General features: G+C 69.1%; 16 protein-coding genes. 9 read left to right on the top strand and 7 right to left on the bottom strand.

What is annotated here, in order from left to right; translation table 11 throughout:
* Positions 1–37: 37 nt before the first annotated feature.
* Genes GV790_RS17900 through GV790_RS17910 form a run of 3 tightly spaced genes read right to left on the bottom strand, consistent with a single transcriptional unit; the run spans position 38 to position 3,076 of the window.
* On the bottom strand, positions 38–409 hold the full coding sequence (locus GV790_RS17900; protein ID WP_163814476.1) for a DUF3054 domain-containing protein: 372 nt from the start codon (positions 407–409) through the stop codon (positions 38–40).
* 47 nt (positions 410–456) lie between these two features.
* On the bottom strand, positions 457–1,551 hold the full coding sequence (locus GV790_RS17905) for a lysylphosphatidylglycerol synthase transmembrane domain-containing protein (protein ID WP_163814477.1): 1,095 nt from the start codon (positions 1,549–1,551) through the stop codon (positions 457–459).
* Positions 1,552–1,555: 4 nt separating this feature from the next.
* Positions 1,556–3,076, bottom strand: coding sequence for an adenylate/guanylate cyclase domain-containing protein (locus GV790_RS17910; RefSeq protein WP_175585936.1), 1,521 nt, complete (start codon positions 3,074–3,076; stop codon positions 1,556–1,558).
* A gap of 188 nt (positions 3,077–3,264) precedes the next feature.
* Between GV790_RS17910 and GV790_RS17915 the strand changes: the two genes are divergently transcribed.
* The 5 genes from GV790_RS17915 (at position 3,265) to GV790_RS17935 (ending at position 10,059) form a co-directional block, all read left to right on the top strand.
* Positions 3,265–4,494 (top strand): AI-2E family transporter, encoded by a 1,230-nt coding sequence (locus GV790_RS17915; RefSeq protein WP_163814523.1) that lies wholly within the window; start codon positions 3,265–3,267, stop codon positions 4,492–4,494.
* The gene (gene macS, locus GV790_RS17920; protein ID WP_178128076.1) at positions 4,472–5,665 is read left to right on the top strand and encodes a MacS family sensor histidine kinase; all 1,194 of its coding nucleotides are present in this window, start codon (positions 4,472–4,474) and stop codon (positions 5,663–5,665) included. Before GV790_RS17915 ends, macS begins: the two co-directional genes overlap by 23 nt.
* A 3-nt stretch (positions 5,666–5,668) precedes the next feature.
* Positions 5,669–6,325: a response regulator gene (locus GV790_RS17925; RefSeq protein ID WP_163814478.1), complete on the top strand. Its 657-nt coding sequence runs from the start codon at positions 5,669–5,671 to the stop codon at positions 6,323–6,325.
* Between the two features lie 215 nt (positions 6,326–6,540).
* Positions 6,541–7,239 carry a DUF1707 SHOCT-like domain-containing protein gene (locus GV790_RS17930; protein ID WP_163814479.1) on the top strand — a complete coding sequence of 233 codons (699 nt, stop codon included), beginning with the start codon at positions 6,541–6,543 and terminating at the stop codon, positions 7,237–7,239.
* A 309-nt stretch (positions 7,240–7,548) separates the two neighbouring features.
* A complete protein-coding gene (locus GV790_RS17935; RefSeq protein ID WP_256673371.1) occupies positions 7,549–10,059 on the top strand; it encodes a DUF2339 domain-containing protein in 2,511 nt (836 codons plus the stop codon).
* A gap of 46 nt (positions 10,060–10,105) precedes the next feature.
* Here the strand turns inward: GV790_RS17935 and GV790_RS17940 are convergent, their stop codons facing one another.
* The 4 genes from GV790_RS17940 to GV790_RS17955 form a co-directional block, all read right to left on the bottom strand.
* Entirely contained in the window at positions 10,106–13,432 is a 3,327-nt protein-coding gene (locus tag GV790_RS17940; protein WP_163814480.1) for an MMPL family transporter, read from the bottom strand.
* Positions 13,432–14,139, bottom strand: a complete 708-nt coding sequence (locus tag GV790_RS17945) for an NYN domain-containing protein (protein WP_036541350.1) — start codon at positions 14,137–14,139, stop codon at positions 13,432–13,434. The genes GV790_RS17940 and GV790_RS17945 overlap by 1 nt, the downstream gene beginning before the upstream one ends.
* Positions 14,139–14,957 carry a tRNA (guanosine(46)-N7)-methyltransferase TrmB gene (gene trmB / locus GV790_RS17950; RefSeq protein ID WP_163814481.1) on the bottom strand — a complete coding sequence of 273 codons (819 nt, stop codon included), beginning with the start codon at positions 14,955–14,957 and terminating at the stop codon, positions 14,139–14,141. Before trmB ends, GV790_RS17945 begins: the two co-directional genes overlap by 1 nt.
* Positions 14,958–15,089: 132 nt before the next feature.
* Entirely contained in the window at positions 15,090–16,445 is a 1,356-nt protein-coding gene (locus tag GV790_RS17955; protein ID WP_163814482.1) for a lipase family protein, read from the bottom strand.
* Positions 16,446–16,677: 232 nt separating this feature from the next.
* On the opposite strand from GV790_RS17955, the gene GV790_RS17960 reads away from it, so the two are divergent.
* The 4 genes from GV790_RS17960 (at position 16,678) to GV790_RS17975 (ending at position 22,282) form a co-directional block, all read left to right on the top strand.
* Entirely contained in the window at positions 16,678–17,460 is a 783-nt protein-coding gene (locus GV790_RS17960) for an SDR family oxidoreductase (protein WP_163814483.1), read from the top strand.
* 102 nt (positions 17,461–17,562) lie between these two features.
* Complete coding sequence (locus GV790_RS17965) at positions 17,563–18,672, top strand: hypothetical protein (protein ID WP_163814484.1); 1,110 nt, start codon at positions 17,563–17,565, stop codon at positions 18,670–18,672.
* Complete coding sequence (locus GV790_RS17970) at positions 18,659–20,215, top strand: hypothetical protein (protein WP_163814485.1); 1,557 nt, start codon at positions 18,659–18,661, stop codon at positions 20,213–20,215. Before GV790_RS17965 ends, GV790_RS17970 begins: the two co-directional genes overlap by 14 nt.
* 234 nt (positions 20,216–20,449) lie before the next feature.
* The gene (locus GV790_RS17975) at positions 20,450–22,282 is read left to right on the top strand and encodes a phosphoenolpyruvate carboxykinase (GTP) (RefSeq protein ID WP_163814486.1); all 1,833 of its coding nucleotides are present in this window, start codon (positions 20,450–20,452) and stop codon (positions 22,280–22,282) included.
* Positions 22,283–22,392 lie beyond the last annotated feature (110 nt).

Below are 22,392 nucleotides of genomic sequence, written 5' to 3' on the forward strand. Positions count from 1 at the left end.
CCGCTCTCGTATCAGAACACCGGAGCCTGGAACCCGATCAGTTGATCGCGTTCCAGGCGGCTCGCCAGCCGAGCAGGAACAACGCCAGCACGGCCGAGGCCACCAGCACGAAGCTGAACGCGGTGCCCTGGCCGCTGATCGAACGCAGCACCATGCCGCCGGCGAGGGTGCCGAGCCAGACCAGCACCCCGGTGGGCCAGAGCGAACTGCCATCGAAACGGGCGCCCTCGCCGTACATCCGGCCGGCCGCGATCACCGCCACCGCCCAGCCGACCGCCAACCCGATCGCGAACGGCCAGACCGTCCGCAACAATCCGGCGAGCACCGCCTCGTCGTGACTTTGCCGTCCGATCGCGCAGAACAGCACCACCAGCAGGGCATCGACCACCAACGGCAGGAAAATCCTCACCCGGCCAGCTTAGTGTTCGTTTCAATCAATCCCCGGCCACGCCACGGCTACACGGTGCGGCGCTGCTCGAATTCCTTTTCGTATTCCACCTCGTCGGCCTGTTTGGTGCGGAAACCGAACGCGAAAACGATCCAGCCGATGATCGCCACCAGAATGAAACTCACCAGCCGGTAGACGAATGCCGCCGCCACCGCCTGCGCGGCAGGCAATCCCGCGGCGGCGGTGAGACCGTAGATCAAGGTCGCGTCCACATAGACGATGCCGCCGGGCGCGAACGGAATCGAACCGACGGCTTTACCCGCGGCGAAAGCGATCAGCAGGCCTGCCCATTTCGGGTCGCCGCCGATGGCGTAACAGGCGGCGCCGAGACAGGCGACGTCGGCGATGCGGTGCACCACCGCCCATCCGGCCACCCAGGCACCGTCACGGGTACCGAGGTCGACCGATTCCAGCTGCGCCAGCATGTCGGTGACTTTGGACATTCCATGGTCGGGCGGCTGTTTGCGCACCCGATTCACCAGCGCGAGCACTCGGCGCACGACGGTTTCGAGCGCACCGGGATTGCTGGAGATGTAATTGCCCGCCCACACCAGGGCGACAATGGCCAGCACGGTGACGATCAGTTTCACCGGCCCCACCCGATTGCCGACCAGCAGTGCACCGCCGACGCCGAGCAACGCCAGGCCCGCCGCGGCGACCACACCGGAGAACACCAGCTGCCAGGAGGCGACCACCGGACTCGCACCCCAGCGCCGGGTCTGCCGGTAGGTGAACGCGGTGGAGAAAACCTGGCCGGCGGGCAGCGTCACCGACATCGCCGTCGCGCCATAGACGACGGCTACCGATTTGCGTTGACTGACCCGCACACCACCGGCGCCGAGCAACTGTTTCTGCACGCGACCGAATCCGCTCATCGACATCGCCTGGAATGCGATGCACAGCGCTACCCAGCCCCAATGGATTTCGGTGAGAGTGCGCCACGATTCGTGCAGACGCGGCCAGAGATAGATGGCCTCGCCGATCAATAATGCGAGCAACGCCACACCGGCGACCCATTTCAGCCACCGGAAATTGCGCCGAACCGGCGCGGCAGCAGCCGCAGGCGAGACAGAATCGCCTGCTGGAGCGCCGTTGGCCGTCACGCGGTCAGCCTAACGAACGCACCTGTTCTTCGTCTGCATCGTCGGTGGCCTCGGCGCCGTTCTTGGGCCAGGCCAATCTGGTTTTTCTGCGCCGTCCACGCAGCTGTACCTCGTCGCCGGTCACCCAAAACTCTTGCTCGCTTTCATCGGCGAAATACAGCGCGGAGCCGGATGCGAGCACCCGCCCGGGTTGGTCTTTGGCCAGCTCGGTCAGCCGCGAGGCCTCGTTGACCGGATCTCCGATGACGGTGTATTCGAATCGATTGGCCGCACCGATATTTCCCGCGACGGCCAATCCGGCCGAAACGCCGATACCGATATCCAGGCCGTGCACCTCACGCAGGGCCTCACGCAATTCCCTGGCCGCGGCCAGGGCGGCGGCGGGTGCGTCCGGCCGGTCCAATGGCGCGCCGAAGATCGCCAGGGCCGCGTCACCGACGAACTTGTTGACGAAGCCGTGGTGGCGATCGATGACGTCGACCACCACCCGGAAGAACTCGTTGAGCAGGCTCACCACCTCGGTGGGCGGGCGCTCGGCGGCGGTGGCGGTCGAGCCGACCATGTCCACGAACAGCACCGCGACGAACCTGGTCTCACCGCCGAGTTCGGTGCCGTAGTCCAGCGCGCGCTGGGCCACCTCGGCGCCGACGTGCTGGCCGAACAGCTCCTGGAGCTGCTGACGTTTGGCGGCCTCCTCCATCATCCGGTTGAAGCCCACCTGCAACAGCCCGATCTCGCTGCCGTCGAACACCTCGACCTGCACATCCCGCGCGCCGGCCTGCACCCGGTCGATGGCCTGGCTGAGCTGGCGCACCGGGTCGGAGATGCTGGAGGCGGTGAGCATCGACAACGCCAGCGCCTGCATGATCACCACACCGCACAGCAGCAGAATCGACACCGCCAGCGACTGCGCCGAGAATTTGATGTCGGAGGAGATCTGGGTGACGCACAGCAGCACGATCGCGATGGTCGGCGCGAAGGTGCCCATGCCCCAGGTCATGGCCATGCGGGTACCGACACCGGGGGTCAAGGTGTGGTCGAAGGTGCCGGCGGTGAGTGCTTCGGCGGCCACCGGGCGCAGGATGCGTTCACCGAGCATGTAGGTGAAGCCGAAGACGATGGTCGCGGCCATACATTCGGTGACGATCACCGCACCGGCGAGTTCGGGCGTGTCGACGATGATCAGCGAGGCCAGCACCGCGCCACCGACGATCCACAGCGCCAGGTGCAGGATCGACTGCCGCAGCGGCGCGTGCAGCGCGGCCATCTGCTCTTGCCTGCTCGGCGGGCCTCCGCGCACCTGCCACCGCATCACCGGCCGCAGCATCCACGCCGAGGCGACCACGCTGAGCAGGCCGCCGATCACGAAGACCAGCGCCGGGATCAGCAGGCCCACCTGGCGCGGTCCGGCGGCCTCACCTTCGGGTATGGGCAATCCGTACTGGATGAACGCCCAGACCAGCACCGCGCCGAAGGCATTGGCCAACAGCATCGACGTCAGGTACAGCGGCCAGCGCGTATGCATGGTCTGTTTGACCGCTTCCAAGGGCGCTGACACGATCACCAATCTAGCGTTTCGAACATCTATCCTCTGCGTGGCGGTGTTGCGCCGATAAGCTCTCCAGGGTGACCGAGCCGAAGTCAGGTTCCGCGGGATCGACGCCGAAGACGGCGGCACAGCGGGAGGGGAGAGCGTCGGCGGCGGCCGACGCGGTGCATCCGATCGTGCGGGTGAGCGCGGAGTGGGCGTGGCGATTGCTCGTCATCTTCGCGCTGGTCGCCGTGCTGGCCATGGTCGTGCAGCGGCTGGCGACGGTGGTGATTCCGCTGGCCATCGCGTTGTTGGCGGCCGCGCTGCTGGCGCCGCTGGTGGACTGGATGCAACGGCTGGGGATAGCGCGCTCGGTCGGCGTGTTCGTGGTGCTGGTCGGTTCGCTCGGGCTGGTCGCCGGGATTCTCACCTTCGTGGTCGAGCAGTTCGTCGAGGGCGTGCCCCAGCTGACCGATCAGTTCACCAACAGCATCAAAGAGGTGCAGGACTGGCTGATCAACGGGCCGATCCACCTCAGTGAAGATCAGATCCGCAGCGCGGGCGACACCGCGGTCAAGGCCATCCAGTCCAATCAGGACGAGCTCACCAGCGGGGCGCTCACCACCGCGACGGTGATCGGCCACATCCTTACCGGCACCTTCCTCACCCTGTTCATCCTCATCTTCTTCCTCTACAGCGGCGATCAGATCTGGCATTTCATCACCAGGATCGTGCCGACGCCGCATCGGCAGCGGGTGCGGACGGCCGGCGAGCTCGGCTTCGGATCGCTGGTCGGGTTCGTGCGTGCGACGGTGGCGGTGGCCGCTGTCGACGCCATCGGTATCGGCGCCGGGCTCGCCATCCTCGGGGTGCCACTGGCGTTGCCGTTGGCTTCACTGGTGTTCGTCGGCGCCTTCATCCCGATCATCGGCGCGTTCCTGGCCGGGTTCGTGGCGGTGTTCATCGCCCTGGTCACCAAGGGCCTGGTGACGGCGCTGATCGTGCTCGGCATCATCATCGCGGTGATGCAGCTCGAGGGGCATGTGTTGCAGCCACTGTTGCTGGGGCGGGCGGTGAGCATCCATCCGCTGGCGGTGGTGCTGGCCATCACCGCGGGCGTGGTGCTCGGCGGGATCGCCGGCGGTCTGCTCGCGGTGCCGTTCGTCGCGGTGATGAACACCGCGATCCGATCGTTGCTGGCCGAGGATCCGGAGGAGCTGTTCGAGGAGCTGCGCACCGACGAGGACGGCAGGTTGTATTCGGCGGAGCCGGATGTGCCCGAGCCGGGGCGCTTCGATGTCGGGGCCATCCTGGCCGAGGCGCAGCGCAAACTCGGCGGGAAATCCGGTGGGGACAAACCGGGCCGCACCGACGACACCGGGACCCGCGATGACGCCACCCCGGACGACTGAACCGAGCTCCGCAGACACCGCCACCGCCCCGCTGTGGCGGGCGGCGCAGGCCTTCCGGCTGGTGACGCTGCTGTACGCGGTGGGCCAGCAGATCGCCTCGGTGCCCTACTACCAGAACCAGCGGTTGAGCTGGGTGCTGATCGCGAGCATGGCGGTGTGGTCGGGCGTCTCGGCGATCATGTTGTCGCAGTGGCATTTCCCCGACGCCCTCCGGCTGCGCGGCTGGGTGGTGTTCGGCGACCATGCGGTGGTGATCGCGCTGATGGCCTCGACCCGGCTGGTCGCCGATTACGACTGGTATCACGGCCACCAGACCCTGCCGACCACGCTGTGGGCGACCAATGCCGTGATCTCGGCGGCGATCCTGCGCGGGCCGGTGTTCGGCGTGTGTTCGGGCATGCTCATCGCCGCCGCCAGCATCACCGTGCGCGACCAGTGGGGTCAGGATGTGTGGACCGATGCGACCGCGCCGGTGCTGGTATCGGTGGGGCTGGCGCTCGGACTCGCCGCCAACACCGCGCGTACCGCGCAACGTCAGCTCGAGCGGGCGGTTCGGCTGAACGCGGCGACCGAAGAACGCGAACGGCTCGCCCGTCAGGTACACGACGGCGTGCTGCAGGTGCTCAGCTACATCACACGTCGCGGTACCGAAATCGGCGGACCCACCGCGGAACTCGCGCAGCGGGCCGGTGAACAGGAAGTGGCGCTGCGGGTGCTGATCTCCGAGCAGGGTGCACGTGCCGACGAGGGCGGGGCGGAGGTCGATCTGCGGCCGCTGCTCACCGAACACGCCACGCCGGACGTCTTCGTGTCCACGCCAGGTGATCCGGTACCGGTGCGGCGCTGGGTCGCCACCGAGATCGCGGCCGCGGTCGCGACCGCGCTGTCGAATGTCGGTCTGCACGCCGGGCCGGACGCGAAAGCCTATGTGCTGCTGGAAGACACCGGCGACGAGGTGATCGTCAGCGTCCGCGACGACGGCGTCGGCATCGCACCCGGCCGGCTGGCCGAGGCCGAACAGGAGGGGCGGATGGGCGTGTCACGCTCTATCGTCGGCCGGATCGGAGCACTCGGCGGGACGGCGGAACTGCTGACCGAAGAGACCGGCGGCGTCGGCTTCGGCACCGAATGGGAATTCCGGGTGCCACGTGGCCGATCGAGAGGGAGGTAGCCGATGAGCGAGGACGCGATCACCGTGATGGTGGTGGACGACCACCCGATGTGGCGCGACGGCGTCTCCCGTGACCTGACCGAATCCGGGTTCCAGGTCGTGGCCACCGCGGACGGTGTGGGCGCGGCGACCAGACGCGCCGCCGCCGTGCGACCCGATGTGGTGCTGATGGATATGCAACTACCCGACGGCAATGGCGCGCAGGCCACCGCCGAGGTGCTGCGGGTCTCGCCGGACAGCCGGGTGCTGGTGCTGTCGGCGTCGGCCGAACGCGACGATGTGCTGGACGCGATCAAGGCGGGCGCCACCGGCTATCTGGTCAAGAGCGCGTCGTCGGCGGAACTGCGCGATGCCGTGCGCGCCACCGCCGCCGGTCAAGCGGTGTTCACACCCGGACTCGCCGGGCTGGTGCTCGGTGAGTACCGCCGCATCGCCACCGCGCCCGCCGACCCGGCCACGCCGCCGCGGCCCGCGCTCACCGAACGCGAAACCGAGGTGCTGCGGATGGTGGCGAAAGGGTTGTCGGCCAAGCAGATCGCGTCCAGGCTCGGATTGTCGCACCGCACCGTGGAGAACCATGTGCAGGCGACCCTGCGGAAGCTGCAGTTGGCGAACAGGGTCGAGTTGACCAGGTATGCCATCGAGCAAGGGCTCGAGTAGGGCGTCGCGCTCGGCCTATCGGGGTCGGTGTCGGGAGTTCGCCCAGCTGATCGTTGCGGTCGTATCGTTGCCGGTCGGCAGTTCGGTGCTGTGTCGTGCGGCGGGTCGCCAACGCTGTGGGCGGCGATCGTACGACTTCCGGAGGATGCCGGGGGTGCCGGAATCGGGGATCGCCCCGATGCCGGAACGGGCGGTTTCTCGGTAACCTCGGACCCATGGGCGGCCCCGATTCGGTTTCATCAGGTATCGGCTCCGGCGGGCCGGTAGGCGATCGTGACCTGCGGGTCTCCGATGCCGAACGGGAACACGTCGGCGAGCTGCTGCAACGTGCCGTCGGGCTGGGAATGCTGTCGCTGGGCGAGTTCACCGAGCGGATGGATACGGCGCTGGCCGCCAAGACCCGCGGCGAGCTGAACTCCGTGCTCATCGATCTGCCCGGCGTCCGACTGGTCGGGCAGCCCGCAGCACCGTCCACCGCCTTTGTGAACGCGCCACGGCCGCTGACAGGGCCGTCGACGCCGCACCTCGCGCCCATGCCGCAGCATCCTGGCAACGTCATCCGCGGCAGGCTCGCCACACTCAGCCGGCGCGGCCCCTGGCAGGTAGCGCCTGTGCTGCACACCAATAACGTGCTCTCCTCGGTCACTCTGGATTTCACCGAGGCGATCATGTCCACCCAGGTGGTGGAACTGCACGTCGACGACTACGCCACCGGCCTGACCCTGATCGTGCCCAGCGAGGCCACCGTCGACCTCAACGGCCTCGATCTGGTGGGTTCCAGCGCCAACAACAAGGTCCGCACCGGCCCACCCATCGGCCGCCTGCACCTGATCGTGCACGGCCGCACCCGCTTCGGCTCCGTCACCGCCAAGCACCCGTTCATGTCGAACTGGCGCAAGCTCATGGGGTTCTGAGGGCCCGCCGCGCTCCTGAACAGCCCCGCGCACGGCCTGAATGCGATTGCCGGCGCGGTGCTCGGCCCTGCGAACGAGGCGGGCGGAGACAGCGTCCTATGACGTAGACCTACCGCCGGCCGGGGCCACGCGGCTGATGCTGCGGGACGCCTGGGACAGTCGAACGCGACAGCTGGCCGGTCCGTAGCCCCGGTGGGTCGGCCATCGAACGCCCGCAGTGCCTTTACCAGCGGATTCGCGTAGATATTCGTCTGTTGCCGGGTGTTTCTACTCATGTGTTCCATGCCTGTCGAACTCAGCATTGGAAGCATGAGTACAGCTATTGATCCGGTGCTGATCTCGCGGTTGTCGGGAGAGTTCGAGGCGCTCGGCGATCAGATGTGGGCGTTGGGGCGTGACCTGGAACTGCTGCGGTGTCAGGTCGCGTCGGAGCGGGCGGACAGTGCGGCCGGGGAGCCCGCCACCGGCTCATCCGTGCCTGACGCCGGGCTCTCCGCAAAGCACCCGGTGGCCGGCACGCCACAGCCGGGTGTCGGCCGGCGGCAGTCGGGTGCCGGTCAGGTGTCGCCGGGTGTCGTGGAGCCGTCGGCGGGCGTCGGGCGCGCACGGTCGACCGCCGATGAGGCAGGATCGGACGCCGTCGAACATGCCCGGCCGGGCGTTGACCAGGCGCGATCGGGTGACGTCGAGCCGTCGGCGGGCGTCGAGGGCGCTAGGCCGGGCGTTGCCGAGACACAGTCGGGCGTTGCCGAGACACAGTCCGGCGTAGACGAGGCGCGGGCGGGCGTCGAGGAGGCGGAGGCGGGCGCTGGCCGGGAACGGTCGAATGCCGACCGGCCGTCATCTGGCCGCGACCACGCTCAGCCGGGCGCCGACCGGACGCCTACTGCTTCGGGTACTTCACAACCGGCGACCGAGCCATCGCGCGCGCCCGGGTCGCCGGGTGCGCCCGTACCCCCGGACGCGCCCGCGGTCCCCGGACCGGGCGCCTCCCAGCCGCAGGCGGGCTCCGCGGCGCACCAGGGTGCGGTGCCGGGGCGCGGCACCTTTGCGACTCCCGGCCCTTATGGGCCGCAGGCGGGCGGGTTTCCGCCACCGGCCGGGCGTTTCGCGCAGCCGGGTTGGGCGCCGCGTGGCACCGGGATTCCGTATGGGGTTCCGCCGGGAGGGCGGGGCTGGGGCGTGCCGGCGGGGCAGGCGTGGCGTCCTCCGCAGGCGCCGAAGCGGACGCCGTGGTGGCAGCAGGAGGGCGTGATCAGCCGGGTGCTTGCGGTGGCCGGGGTCGGAGTGACCCTCATCGGGGTGGTGATGCTGCTGGTGCTGGCGGCGCAGGCCGGGTTCTTCGGGCCGGTGCCCCGGGTGGCGGCCGGAGTGGCGTTCTCGGCGGCGCTGGTGGGGGCTGGGGTGCGGGTGTACGCGCGCAGTGGCGGGCAGGTCGGCGGAATCGCCTTGGCGGCCACCGGTATTGCGGGCGGCTATCTGAATGTGGTCGGGGTGACCACGGTGTACGAGTGGTTGCCGCCGGTGGTGGGGCTGGCACTGGCGTCGGCTGTCGCGGCGGGCGGGGTGTGGCTGGCGGTGCGGTGGAATTCGCAGACTCTCGCGGTGCTTGTGGTGGCCGGCGCGGCGGTGTTGTCGCCAGTGCTGACCGTGGAACTGGCCTTGCTCGGATTCCTGATCGTGTTGCAAGCCGCGTGTGTGCCGGTGCAATTGGCGCGCAACTGGCCGATTCTGCACGTCATCCGGACCGCGCCCGCGGTGCTGGCCACGCTGGCCGCGATCGCCGTCGCCACCTTCGACAACCCGGAGCGGGCCCGGCTGTACTGGCTGCTCACGGCGGCGGTCGCGATCGCCGCCGTCGGGTTGGTCGGCACCGTACTCGCGGTGCGCGAGCGCTCCGGCGACATCACCGCGACGGTCACCCTCGCCATCGCGGCGATTCCGCTGCTGGCAGCGCCGGTGATGTTCGAACGCCGCACCTCGGTGTTCGCTGCCGCGGTGTTCGCCGCGGTACTGCTCGGTCTGGCGGCAACCGCGATTGCGCCGAATCAGCGGCTGCGCCGGTTCATTCCGCCGCATACCGCGATCGCTGCGGCCGTCGCCGGATCGTTCGCTCTGCTCGAGGCGTGCCTGGGGGTGACCGATGTGCAGACCCTGCCGGTCGCGCTGTTGCTGGTCGCGCTCGGCTTCCTCGCCGTGGCCGGGCAACTGCGGAACCCGGTGGCCGCCGGAATCGGTGTGATGTTCGCGGCGCTCGGTGCGCTGGTCTTCCTGGACAGCGCCTCCCCGGAAACCCTTGCCGTGCAACGTTTCGCCGAACAGCAGCTGGACAGCGCGACGCTACTGGCGGCCCTGCTCGCCCTAGCCGTCGTGCCGGCGGGCGTGTGGGCGGTGCGCAGACTGCCCGGTATCGGCGGTGATATCGCCGACGTGGTCCTCTGGGTCGCCGCGAGCCTGTGCGGGCTGTACGCGGTGACGGTGGCGACGGTGTCGATCGGTGTGGCCTCCGGCGCGTCCGACGGCTTCCTCATCGGCCACAGCGCCGCCACCATCGCCTGGATGGTCGCCGCCACCGCCGCGCTGCTGTACGGCCTGCGCAAACTGGCGGGCTCGCCTGCGGTGGCCAAGCTGGCCCTCGGCTCCGGCCTGCTGGTCACCGCTGCCGCCCTGGCCAAACTGTTCCTGTTCGACCTTGCCACGCTCGACGGCCTGGTGCGGGTGGCCGCCTTCCTCATCGTCGGGGTGCTGCTCCTGCTGGCAGGCACCCGCTACGCTCGCGCCTTCGCCGACGCGAGCAGCGAGAACCCGCCGACGTCGTAGGGCAGGTAGACGGGAGCCCGGCAGCCGCACGGCCGCGGGTCTGCGACTACTCGCTCTCGCGCCGCCGCAGCAGCTCGTTCACGCTGACCGTGCGCCCATCACCGGAATGGTGCCGCCCCTGGTCCGGCGGCGGAGTGCGGCGACGGGAGGAGCGGAGTTCCGCCATCCAGTTCTCGATGCTGCTACGGCTGTCGTCGCCGGGTTCGGCTTCGGCCGCCTGCGTCGAATCCGATGGCTGCGCAGGCACTTCCGTCGTCTCGGACTCATCGGGCGCCGGTGCCGGACCCGCGGAAGCACCCGGCGTGGAGACACGGGGCAGCAGCGGACGCGGTGTCGCATGCGGTTGCGGTGCGGGCGCGGATTCGCCCTCCGGCGCGGAACCGGGCAGCGGAGGCAGCCGGTCGGGTGCGGGCTGTCCGGGTGCCGGCACCCGGTAGAACGCGGTTGCCGTCGCGTCCCCCGGCGCCTGCTCCGCGCGATGGGAGGGCGCGGGGTCGGCCTGCCTGCCGGTCGGTTCGGCAGTTCCGTTGGACGTGGCGCGACCCTGTTCGGCACCGAACGGATCGTGGTGCGGCCGAGCGGATTCCGTCGCGGCGGGAGTCTCGCCGAATGGCGCGAACGGCTGCTCGGGCGGATGTGGACGCGGCCGAGTCGGATCGGCGGGGCCGAAGTGCCCGCCGAAAGCGGATGGGCCCGCAGCGGATTCGGGCGAATGGTTCGGGCCCGCATCGGCGGACCGGCCCGGCGCCGGTTCCGGGGAGCTCGGCGTGCCCGAACCTCCGATGACACCGGATTCCGACACCGAAGCGACGTCACCGGCTGCCCCGGGGGCAACCCCGCGCGGCGGCCGGACGCGCTCGGACCCGCGCGGCTGCGGGGAATCCGGCGCCAACCGCAAGGTCGAACCGCCGGCCTCGCCCGCATCGGACTCCGGCTCCGGCGGCGTCGCGTGCGCCGCCCGCGGCCTGGTCGGATCCGGCGGCACCGGCATCGGAATGTGCTGGGTCGACGACGCGCCCCGCGGCCGGTTCGGATCCGGCGGAAGGGCATCCAGGCGCTGGGTCGGCGCCTCGGCCTCGATCTCCTCCACCGTGCGCGGACGCCGCGGCGTCTTACGCTGCTGGCTTTCCGGCATGGCGGGCATCTGCATGGTCACCGGGTCGGTGATCGGCGTGGTCTTCACCAGGTCGACGACCTCGCCGCGGGTGGGCCGTTCGTCGTCGAGGATCGGTTCACCGAGCCCGATCTTCTGCTGAATGCGCTTCATCCAGGCCGGTGCCCACCAGCAGTCGTCGCCGAGCAGCTTCATGGTGGCAGGCACCAGCAGCATGCGCAGGATGGTGGCGTCGATGAACAGCGCCGCGATCATGCCGTAGGCGATGTACTGCATCATCACCAGATCGGAGAACGCGAACGCGCCGGTCACCACCAGCAGGATCAACGCGGCCGCGGTGATGATGCGGCCGGTGTGCGCGGTGCCGATGCGCACCGCCTCGGTGGTGGAGGCGCCCTGTGCGCGCGCTTCCACCATGCGAGATATCAGGAACACCTCGTAGTCGGTGGACAAGCCGTAGACCACGGCGATGATCAGCACCAGCACCGGCGACATGATCGGCTGCGGCGTGAAATTCAGCAGATCGGCGCCGTGGCCGTCGACGAAGATCCAGGTCAGGATGCCGAGCGTGGAGCCGAGGCCGAGCGCGCTCATCAATGCCGCCTTGATCGGCAGCACCAGTGAGCCGAAGGTCAAGAACATCAGCACCGTGGTCACGAACAGCACCAACGCGATCATCAGCGGCATGCGATCGATCAGCGCATCGATACTGTCCATGGTGAACGCGGGTTGCCCGCCGACCAGCAGCCGGACGTCGTCGGGAACCTCCATCGCCCGCAGGTATTCGATGGTCGGCCGGTAGTCCTCGGAGTCGATCAGCGTCGCCGTGGTCCGGTAGACGTCGGTGCGCTCGGTGGAGCGCGACGGCACCTCGAACTTGCCCGCCAGGCCCGGCGCCTCGCTGGCCTGCTTCCAGACCTTGCCGACCGAAGTGCTGTTGTCGGAGACCATGATCAGCTGCACCGGATCGGATTTGCGCAGCGGGAAGATCTCGTCGAAGTTCTGCTGCGCCATCCGGGTGGGGTTGTCCGGCGGCAGATACCGCTCGTTGATGCCGCCGAACTGCAGGTTCTTCACCGGGATGATCAGCAGCAGCAACAGGATGGTGATCGGGATGGCGATCTTGAGCGGATGCTTCATCACCCAGCGGGTGGAGCGACCCCAGAAACCGTTCTCGACTTCCTCGGCGGTCTTGGTCTTGCGGAACCACTTGAGCCCGAACTTGTCCACCCGCGGCCCGAGAATGCCGAGCATGGCGGGCAACAGCGTGATCGAGGTGAGTGCGGCCAGCGAAACCGTGGCGATGGTGCCGTAGGCCACCGATTTCAGGAAGCCCTGCGGGAACAGCAGCATGCCGCCGAGGCTGGCGATGATCATGGTCGCGGAGAACACCACGGTGCGCCCGGCCGTCATCACCGAACGCCGGACCGCGGCCGGGGTGTCGTAACCCTCGGCGAGTTCTTCCCGGAACCGGCTGACGATGAACAGGCCGTAGTCGATCGCGAGACCGAGGCCGATCATCGACACGACGTTGGAGACGAAGGAGTTGACGTCGGTGAAGTTCGTCAACGCCATCACGATGCCGTTGGCGCCGATCACCGTCAGACCGCCGACGATCAACGGCAGCGAGGCGGCCACCACGCCGCCGAAGATGAAGAACAGCAGGATCGCCACGGCCGGAATGGCCAGGACCTCCATGCGTTTGGAGTCGCTGGCGATGGTGTCGTTGAGGGTGCCCGCCACCGCCTGCAGGCCGGCGACCTGCACGTCGACGCCGTCGATATAGAAGGCGTCCTTCACCGCACGGAAGTTGCGCACCATATCGGTGTCGTTGTCGCCGACGATGGCGATGGAGGCGAAGGTGTGTTTACCGTCTTTGGAGCCGAACAGACTCGGTTGCGCCGGACCGGTTTCGGTGGCCCAGTAGGCGCCGTTGACCTTGGCGATCTGCTCGGGATGTTCGCGCGGCAGCCGGTTCAGGCTGTCGATGATCTTGCTGCTGAACTCCGGGTCCTGGATGGTTGTGCCCTCGGGCGCGGTGTACAGCACGATCACGTCGCTGGTGTGATCGCGGCCGTAGGCCGAGTCGGAAATCCGCGCCGCCTCGGCCGATTCCGAGGTGGGGTCGTCCCATCCGCTGTTGCTCAAATGGTCGCCGAGCCCGAGACCGTAGCCGCCGAGAGCCAGCAATGCGGCCACGACGACGCCGATGACGGCGAAACGTAGTCGGTAGACCAGATCGCCCCAGCGGGTGAACACTAAGCGACTCCTTGTGCGGGGCGAGAGGTGAGCAGCGCCGACAGCGGCCGGAACGGCTGCAGCCAGGCACCCTCGTCGGGCAGCGAGTCGAGGCTAACCCGTGGCAGCGGTTCACGGAACACGCCGGGAATGTCCTCGAGATCGACGAACTCGAGGGTATCGGATGTGACCGCCCAGCTCGCGTGCTCGCGGAAGCCGAGTACCTGAACGGGCACGCCGTCGGCGGCGATCTGTTCGAGCGGCTCACGGAAGGCCTGCCCGTCGGCCGAGGCGACCATGATGCCGGCCAGCCCTGCACCGCGGCGGCGCATCGCGATATGGGCGAGCATATCGGCGTCGACATCGGAATCTTCGTCGATCTTGGGTTTGGCGAAGACGGCGTAACCGACGTTGCGCAGCGCCTCCACCCACGGCCGCACCACATCCGCGGTGCCCGGCGCGATATTGGTGAACACCGTCGCCTCGGGTTCCACCCGCTGTCCGGCGCCGACCGACAGTTCCGCGGTGCGCGAGAGCAGCCAGCGGCCGAGGGCGTCGAAACGCGGACGGTAGGCGGCGGTGGGCCTGCCGCCGAGGATGGCGCCGAGACCCATGTCCAGATTGGGGGCGTCCCAGACCAACAGCACTCGGCGGATATCGGCGGTGTCGGCGCCGCGCACCTCGCCGGCAACCTCGTCCGCGGCCGCTGCCATCTCACTGACGCTCATCATTCGATCTTCCCCCATATGAACTCGGTGATGGCGCTACCGGCGCGATGGGCCTTGCCCTCGAACTTGGTGACCGGGCGTTCGAAACCGATCGGCGCGCTGTCGCGATGCTCGGCGCTGACCCCGCCGGTGGTCTCGTTCAAGCCGGTCAGCAGGGGTTCGGCGGCGCCGACCTCGGCGATGTGCTCGGCGTAACCCGCGTGATCGGTCGCGACGTGCAGCACACCGCCCGGCTTCAACCGATTGGCGATGAGCGCGAGCGTGGCGGGCTGCAACAGCCTGCGCTTGTGATGGCGGGCCTTGGGCCATGGATCGGGGAAGAACACGCGCACGCCGGTCAGCGACTCTTCGGCAATCATGTTCTCCAGCACATCAACGGCATCGCCGCGCAGCAGCCGGATGTTTCCGATCTGCTCGCGTTCGATGGCCTGCACCAGCTGGGCCAGGCCCGGCTGGTAGACCTCGATGCCGATCAGATTCAGGTGCGGTTCGGCCTGCGCCATCGCGGCGGTCGCGGTGCCGGTGCCACAGCCGATCTCGATGACCAGCGGGGCCGAGCGGCCGAACCAGGCGTCGGCATCCAGCGGTTCGTCGGCCACGTCGCGACCGATCAGCGGCCAGGTGCGATCCCAGGATTTCTGCTGGTTGGGAGTGAGAGCACCGCGGCGGGACCGGAAACTGGTCACCCGTGGATACAGGCGGGACCCGGTCTTCGACCGCCGGCCTGCCTCAGCCGGAGCCGATGCTGTGGACGGTGGGACCGGAACTGACTCGTCTGTATGGTTCGCGGCGTCGTTCACACCTCCATTGTCCAGCATCGGGTGTTCTACGGCGCAGGCGACCGCGTGGTTATCGGGTCGCGCGCCCGGTAAACCCGCGTTGACCGGCTCGGGCGGGCCGGGCCGAATCGGCCGGGCCCGGCTCAACCGCCTGCGGCCATCGGCCCGGATTCAGGCCGCTTTCGCCTGTGCGACCTCGGTCACCGGCGGCTGCGGCGCGCGCAGCGGACGCCCGAACGCGACCAGCACCGCTGTGCGCGCCATTTCCAGCAGCCCGCGCACACCCACCGGCGAGGCCAGCACCGACCAGACCGTGGCGTCGCGCGCCTCGGTGACGGGCTTGCCCGCCAGCCGCGCGTCGAGCCAGTCCAGGGTGATCGGGGTGGCCAGCGGCAGCAGCGAGAAATGCTCGCTGAGCCGGTCGCGCACATAGGTGACGTCGGCGCCGCCCTTGCGGTAGCGGTGCACCTGGCCGTCGATGCCGTCCATGTGGATCACCTGGTCGTGCACCGGCTGCACCACCAGCACCGGGCATTTCGGCGCCGTGTTGCCCAGCCGCAGATCGTCGAGCATGGCCTGCATCTCCGGCGCGGCCAGGATCTCGTCGAGCGGACGCGGCAGGTAGTCGTCCATCTTCTTGTTGGCGAGGCCGAGCACGGCCGCGAGCGTGGTCGAGCGTTCGGCGCGGGCGACCAGCTTGTGGCCGTCCGGGGTGAGTTCGTTCTGGATGATCGCGCCGAGCGCCGGATATATCCGGCGCAATGCCGCGATCACGATGGCGGGCAGGCCCGCGAAGTAGCCGCCGTTGAGCCGTTGGAAAACCTGACCGGGATCGCCCACCGGGGCGCCGAGCACCGCACCGGCGATATCGAGTTCGGGTGCGTAGGTCGGCGCCATCTCCACCAGCCAGGAACTGGCCATACCGCCCCCGGAATAGCCCCACGCCGCGATTCGGGTGTCCGGGCCGAGGCCGAGCGGCGCGAAGGCGAGGGCGGCGCGGATGCCGTCGAGGGCGCGGTAGCCGGGTTCGCGGGGCGCGCCGAAATTGCCGCGCGGCCCCTCGTGGTCGGCGATGCTGACCGCCCAGCCGCGCCGCAGCGCGTTCGCCACCAGCAGCCATTCCAGCTGGGTGATCGATCCGAGCGCATGTGCGCCACGGCGCAGGGCATAGGACGGCGAACACCGTTCCGAGACCGCGTCCATTGCGGACTGAAAGGCCAGCAACGGGCGGGATTCGGCCGGTTCGGCGCCGTGTGGCAACAGCACGGTGGTGACCGCGGCCTCGGGAGTGCCGTGCAGATCGCAGCTGCGGTAGAGCAGCTGCCAGGCCGAAACCTTTTGCGGCACCACGCCGAACAGCGCCACCTCGACCTCGCGGCTGCGCAGAATGGTGCCCGCGGGCTGGTCGGCGAATCCGGGCGGCGGGCGGTGGAACGGGTCACGGCTCGGCAGCAGCGCCGGCTTGTCCGCGGCACCGATGGTCGTCGTGGGGGCGGCCTGCGGCCGCTTCGCCCTGTCGCGAGTCATCGCAACCTCCTCGTCGAGGCCCGATGCACGATCTCGGGCGCTTCCAGCGGCGTCTCGCCGCCGCGCGGTCCGGCGCCGCGCGTGTGCCGCCCGCTCGTCGTGAACGAAAAGTCAAGCTACGCACCGACTGTGGTGCCGACCGTCCGGTCAGGGTAAGTTACCCGGCATTCGCCGGGCCAGCCCCCGGCGGATCGTACGGCACAGTGTGGCCGAGCCCATTACGCTTCCTGCCATGGGTGGTCCGACCGTTTTCATCACTGGCGCTGCCGCGGGCATCGGCCGCGCCACGGCGCTGCTTTTCGCTGCCCAGGGCTATCGCGTCGGCGCCTACGACGTCGACGAGGTCGGGCTGACGCGGCTCGCGGCCGATATCGGCCAAGCGGGCGGCAGCGTGCGCACCGGACTCCTCGATGTGACAGACACCACAGCATGGTCCGAGCGGCTCGCCGAGTTCTGGGACGACGCCGGACGACTGGACATCCTGATCAACAACGCAGGCATTCTGCGCGCCGGGCCGTTCGAATCGATCGACCTCGCCCAGCATCAGACCATCGTCGATGTGAATCTCGGCGGCGTCATCAACGGCACCCACCTGGCGTTCCGCTATCTGCGCGACACTCCGGGCGCCCAGGTGGTGAACCTCTGCTCGGCTTCGGCGATCTACGGCCAGCCCGAACTCGCCAGCTACGGCGCCACCAAATCCGCGGTCAAAAGCCTGACCGAGGCGCTGGATCTGGAATGGGCACACCACGACATCCGGGTGATCGCGATCTGGCCGCTGTTCGTGGCCACCGCGATGGTCGAGGGCGTCACCACCAAATCCACTCGCTCCCTCGGCGTGCGGCTGACCGCCGACGACGTCGCCGCAGGCATCTGGTCGGCCACCAGGAAGCAGGGCAGGCTGCCGCGGGTGCACTACGAGATCGGCGCGCAGGCGAAACTGCTCGCCACCGCGGCGAAATACGCACCCAATTGGGCGGTGCGCACGGTGAACAAATACGTCAGCGGTTCGTGAACCGGCCCGCACCGGCCCCGGCCCCGACTTCTGAGACAATGCCCGCAGAACTCGACAGGGGGGTGCGCACCGATGCCGAACGCCGCCGGACCGGATGGAACCATGCTCGACCGACGTGAGCGCACGCGTGAGCGCGATCAACTCGACGAACTGCTCGACGCCCTGCGCCAAGGCCAGGGCAACGACCCGCAGATCGGCTACCACGCCGGGCTCGCGGTGGAGCGCTGGCGGATGCCGCCGCGCATCCAGGTCACCGGCCGGGCGCACACCGGCCGCACTACCGTGCTGCACGCGCTGGCGCTGATGTCGGCGGTGGAGACCGGCCCGGTGGATGAACCCGGCCTGCCGGATCCGGTGCTCGACGGCGACATCATCGTCTACGTGCTCGCCGCCGCGCCAGGCCCGGCCGATGCGCGCATCATCGGCTCGCTGCCGCCGGACCGGACCATCGTCGTGCTCAACAAGGCCGACGCGGTCGGCGCTCGATGGGCCGATGCCGTCCTCGCCGCCGAACAGTACGGCCGCGAGCTCGGCCGCCAGGTGTTGCCCGTTGTCGCCTCGCTCGCGGTGCGCACCAGGGCCGGCGCCGTCACCGAGGCCGATCTGGCGACGCTGCGCAGGCATGCGGGCAATACCGATCCGGCCTTCACGCTCTCGCCGGACCTGTTCACCGCGCCCAGTGCCGGCCCCGACGTCGCCGAGCGGACCCAGTTGTTGCAGCGCTGGGATCTGTACGGCGTCAACTGCGCGCTCACCGTGGTCCGGCATCAGCCGGAGATCACCGGCCAGGCGCTGTTGCAGATCTTGCACGCCGCCAGCGCCGTCGATCCACTGCACAAGCTGCTGCACCGCCGCTACGAGCAGGTCTCGGCCCAGCGCGGCGGCGAGCTGCTCGACGAACTCACCCGGCTGGCCGCGCGCGCCGTCCCCGGTGACGGCGGCCGCGCACGTGACGTCCTCGAGGACTACCTCTACGGCGACGATGCCCTGTGGACCGGTCTGTGTGCGGGCCTTGCCCATCCGTCGGTCGCGCATCTGGCCGCCGGCTATCCCTCGCCCGCGCCCGCCGACGCCGACGACGCCCTCGACCGGGCCGCGCGCTGGCGTTCGCTGGTCTCCAGCGATATGCCGCCGGCGGCCCGCCGCGCCGCGGTGCGGGTGCACAACGGCTACGTCCGGCTATGGGAGCGAATGAGCAGTGCCGGTCTCTGATCCCCCGGAACACCCCTCGCGCACCGATTCCGCCGCGTCGATCGCCGCGTTGCCCGCGGCGCTGGAAGCGGTGGTGCAGCGATGGAATCCGCAGGGGATGGCGTTGCTGCGTGCCGTCAGCGGCAACGGCAACGCCTCCGGTGTGGTGCTGATCGGGCCCGATGACGCCAACACCACACTGCTCAGGACCGAACTGGCCCGCTTCGAACCGCATGTCGATCTGACCGATCCGGTCGCCGACGCCCGCGCCGCTGTCGAGACCACCTCACCGTCGGGTGACGCGCCCGCCGCGGTGGCGCTGATCCTGCTCGACGCGGGCACCACCCTCGGCGCCGGCGTCCTCGACATGGTGCGCGGGCTCCGCGCCGGCGGCACCAGGGTGCTGCTGGCCATGAACGGCATCCACGCTCATCAGGATTGGCGCGCGGTGCGCGAACGCGATCTGGCGCTGCTGGCGGGCGAGGGCATCACCGATATCGATATCGTCCCGGTCTCGGCCCGCCTCGCGGTGGCCGCGCGCTCCTCCGGCGATACCGCCCTGCTGGATCGTTCCGGGCTGGCCGCGCTGCACGCGGAGCTCACCGCGGCCACCCTCGGCGCCGCCGGCGACGGCGCGGACCGGCTGGCCGCCGTGCGCACCAGGGTGCTCACCGACACCAGGGCCCGCATCGTCGAACAGGTCGCCGCGCTGCGCGCGGGTACCGCGGCGATGCGGTTGCGGGAAGAACGTGCCACCTTGCTCGCCGGCCGCGACGGCGGCAGGGCCGCGGCCATGTCCAACCTGCGCAGCCAGCTGCACCTGGCCCGGCTGGATCTGATGACCGAGGTGGGCGCCAGGGTGCGGGCCCTGCACACCGCGGCGCGGGCCGAACTCGACCGGCTCGGCCGCTCCGATATCGGCGACTATCCGGACCGGCTGCAACAGGCGGTGACCGAACTGGCCGCCGCCGTCGACGTCGATATCGAGCACCGGCTCGCGGAACTGGCCTCGCGCGTCGGCGGCCCCGATCCGGGCCCGGCGCGTCGCGATCTGCCGCCGCGAGTGGGCCCGGATCCCGAGCCGCGGCAGCGGGGTGTCGAAGATCACCTCATGATCGCGCTCGGCGCGTCGGCCGGTGTCGGCCTCGGCCGACTGGTGGTCTCGCCGTTCAGTCTGGTGCCCGCGCTGGATGTGGCGAGCGTTCCGGTGACGCTGCTGCTCGGCGCAGGCGTGGCCGCCTGGGTGGTGCGAGCGCGCGGCCAGCTCGCCGATCGCAATCACCTCCGGCAGTGGGTCGCCGATGCCCTCGTGAATGTAAAAGCCCAGCTCGAGCAGCGGGTCGGCACGGCAATGGTGGAGGCCGAATCGCAGTTGTCGGAGCGGGTGGTGCGGGCGAGCACCGAACGCATGGTGGAGGTGGACCGTAAGGCCGCCGAGCTGGAGGCCCGGCTGCGCCGCTACATCGCCGAACAACCCGGTCAGCTCGCGGCCTGTGAACGCGATATCGAGAGCATCGATCACTGGATGGCGTCGGCCGGACGTGGGACGAATGATCGGCAATGATCGGGGGTACCTATGAGGAACCCGATTCCGTACGGTTCGTCATATCGCGTTAACCTCTAGACAGGAACCTGGGCGTCCGCTTCGCCCTGTGCGCTGTCCAGCCGGCCGGCGCGATCGACGGGCTGTAGCGGGTGCCATCCAGCCAATGGTGGCGCTCGGTGGTTCGGGGCTGGTCACGCGCCGATTGGGCCAGGATCGAAACACCGCAGAACCGCCCATCTCAGGAGAGTTTTCATGACCTCAGCGACCATTCCTGGTCTTCGTGGATCCGACGGCAAAGCGCCGACCGAACACAGCGAACTGCTCACCTGGGTACAGGAAGTCGCCGAGCTGACTCAGCCTGATCGGGTGGTCTGGGCCGACGGTTCCGACGCCGAATGGGACCGTCTGACCACCCAGCTGGTCGAGGCGGGCACGTTCAAGAAGCTCGACGAGAAGAAGAAGCCCAACTCCTTCCTCGCGCTGTCCGACCCCTCCGACGTCGCGCGCGTGGAATCGCGCACCTACATCTGTTCCAAGACCGAGGCCGACGCGGGCCCGACCAACAACTGGGTCGACCCCACCGAGATGCGCGCCACCATGACCGAGCTGTACCGCGGCTCGATGAAGGGCCGCACCATGTACGTGGTGCCGTTCTGCATGGGCCCGCTCGGTGCCGAGGACCCCAAGCTGGGTGTGGAGATCACCGACTCGGAGTACGTGGTCGTCTCCATGCGGGTGATGACCCGGATGGGTGCCGCCGCGCTGGAGAAGCTCGGTACCGACCGCCCGTTCGTCAAGGCGCTGCACAGCGTCGGCGCGCCGCTGGCCGAGGGCCAGCAAGACGTGCCGTGGCCGTGCAACGACACCAAATACATCACCCACTTCCCCGAGGACCGCGAGATCTGGTCCTACGGCTCCGGCTACGGCGGCAACGCACTGCTCGGCAAGAAGTGCTACTCGCTGCGCATCGCCTCGGCGATGGCGCACGACGAGGGCTGGCTGGCCGAGCACATGCTGATCCTCAAGCTGATCTCCCCGGAGAACAAGGCCTACTACATCGCCGCCGCGTTCCCCAGCGCCTGCGGTAAGACCAACCTCGCGATGATCCAGCCGACCATCCCCGGCTGGCGCGCGGAGACCCTCGGCGACGACATCGCCTGGATGCGTTTCGGCAAGGACGGCCGCCTCTACGCGGTGAACCCGGAGTTCGGTTTCTTCGGCGTCGCGCCCGGCACCAACCACAGCTCCAACCCCAACGCCATGGCCACCATGGACGCGGGCAACACCGTCTACACCAACGTCGCGCTGACCGACGACAACGACGTGTGGTGGGAAGGCCTGGAGGGCGAGCCCGATCACCTGATCGACTGGAAGGGCAACGACTGGTACCTGCGGGAGACCGAAACCCTCGCCGCCCACCCGAACTCGCGCTACTGCACCCCGATGTCGCAGTGCCCGATCCTGGCGCCCGAATGGGACGACCCGCAGGGTGTGCCGATCTCGGCGATCCTGTTCGGCGGCCGCCGCAAGACCACCGTCCCGCTGGTGACCGAGTCCTTCGACTGGCAGCACGGCGTTTTCATGGGCGCCACCCTGTCCTCGGAGCAGACCGCCGCCGCCGAGGGCAAGGTCGGCACCGTGCGCCGCGACCCGATGGCCATGCTGCCGTTCATGGGCTACCACGTCGGTGACTACCTGAACCACTGGATCAACGTCGGCAAGAACGCCGACGCGGCCAAGCTGCCGAAGATCTTCTACGTCAACTGGTTCCGTCGCGGCGACGACGGCCGCTTCCTGTGGCCCGGATTCGGCGAGAACTCCCGTGTGCTGGAGTGGATCGTCAACCGGATCGAGGGCAAGGCCGAGGCCGAGGGCACCGCGATCGGCAACGTCCCGACCGCCGCCCAGATGGATCTGGAGGGCCTCGACGTCGATCCCGCCGACGTCGACGAGGCGCTGAAGGTCGACGCCGAGGAGTGGAAGAAGGAGATCCCGCTCATCGAAGAGTGGTTCGAATTCATCGGCGACAAGCTGCCGTCCGGTGTCCGCGACGAGTTCGAGGCCCTCAAGCAGCGCCTGGGCTGAAACTTGCGGCGCCGCCTGCGGCGTCGCGTATTCACGGCTCCCGGATGTCTCGCGTCCGCGCCACCGCTGCTTGCCTTCGGCGTACGCAGCGGCGGCGCAGACGCGAGACG

This window comes from Nocardia cyriacigeorgica (assembly GCF_010858045.1).
Lineage (GTDB): Bacteria > Actinomycetota > Actinomycetes > Mycobacteriales > Mycobacteriaceae > Nocardia > Nocardia cyriacigeorgica_E.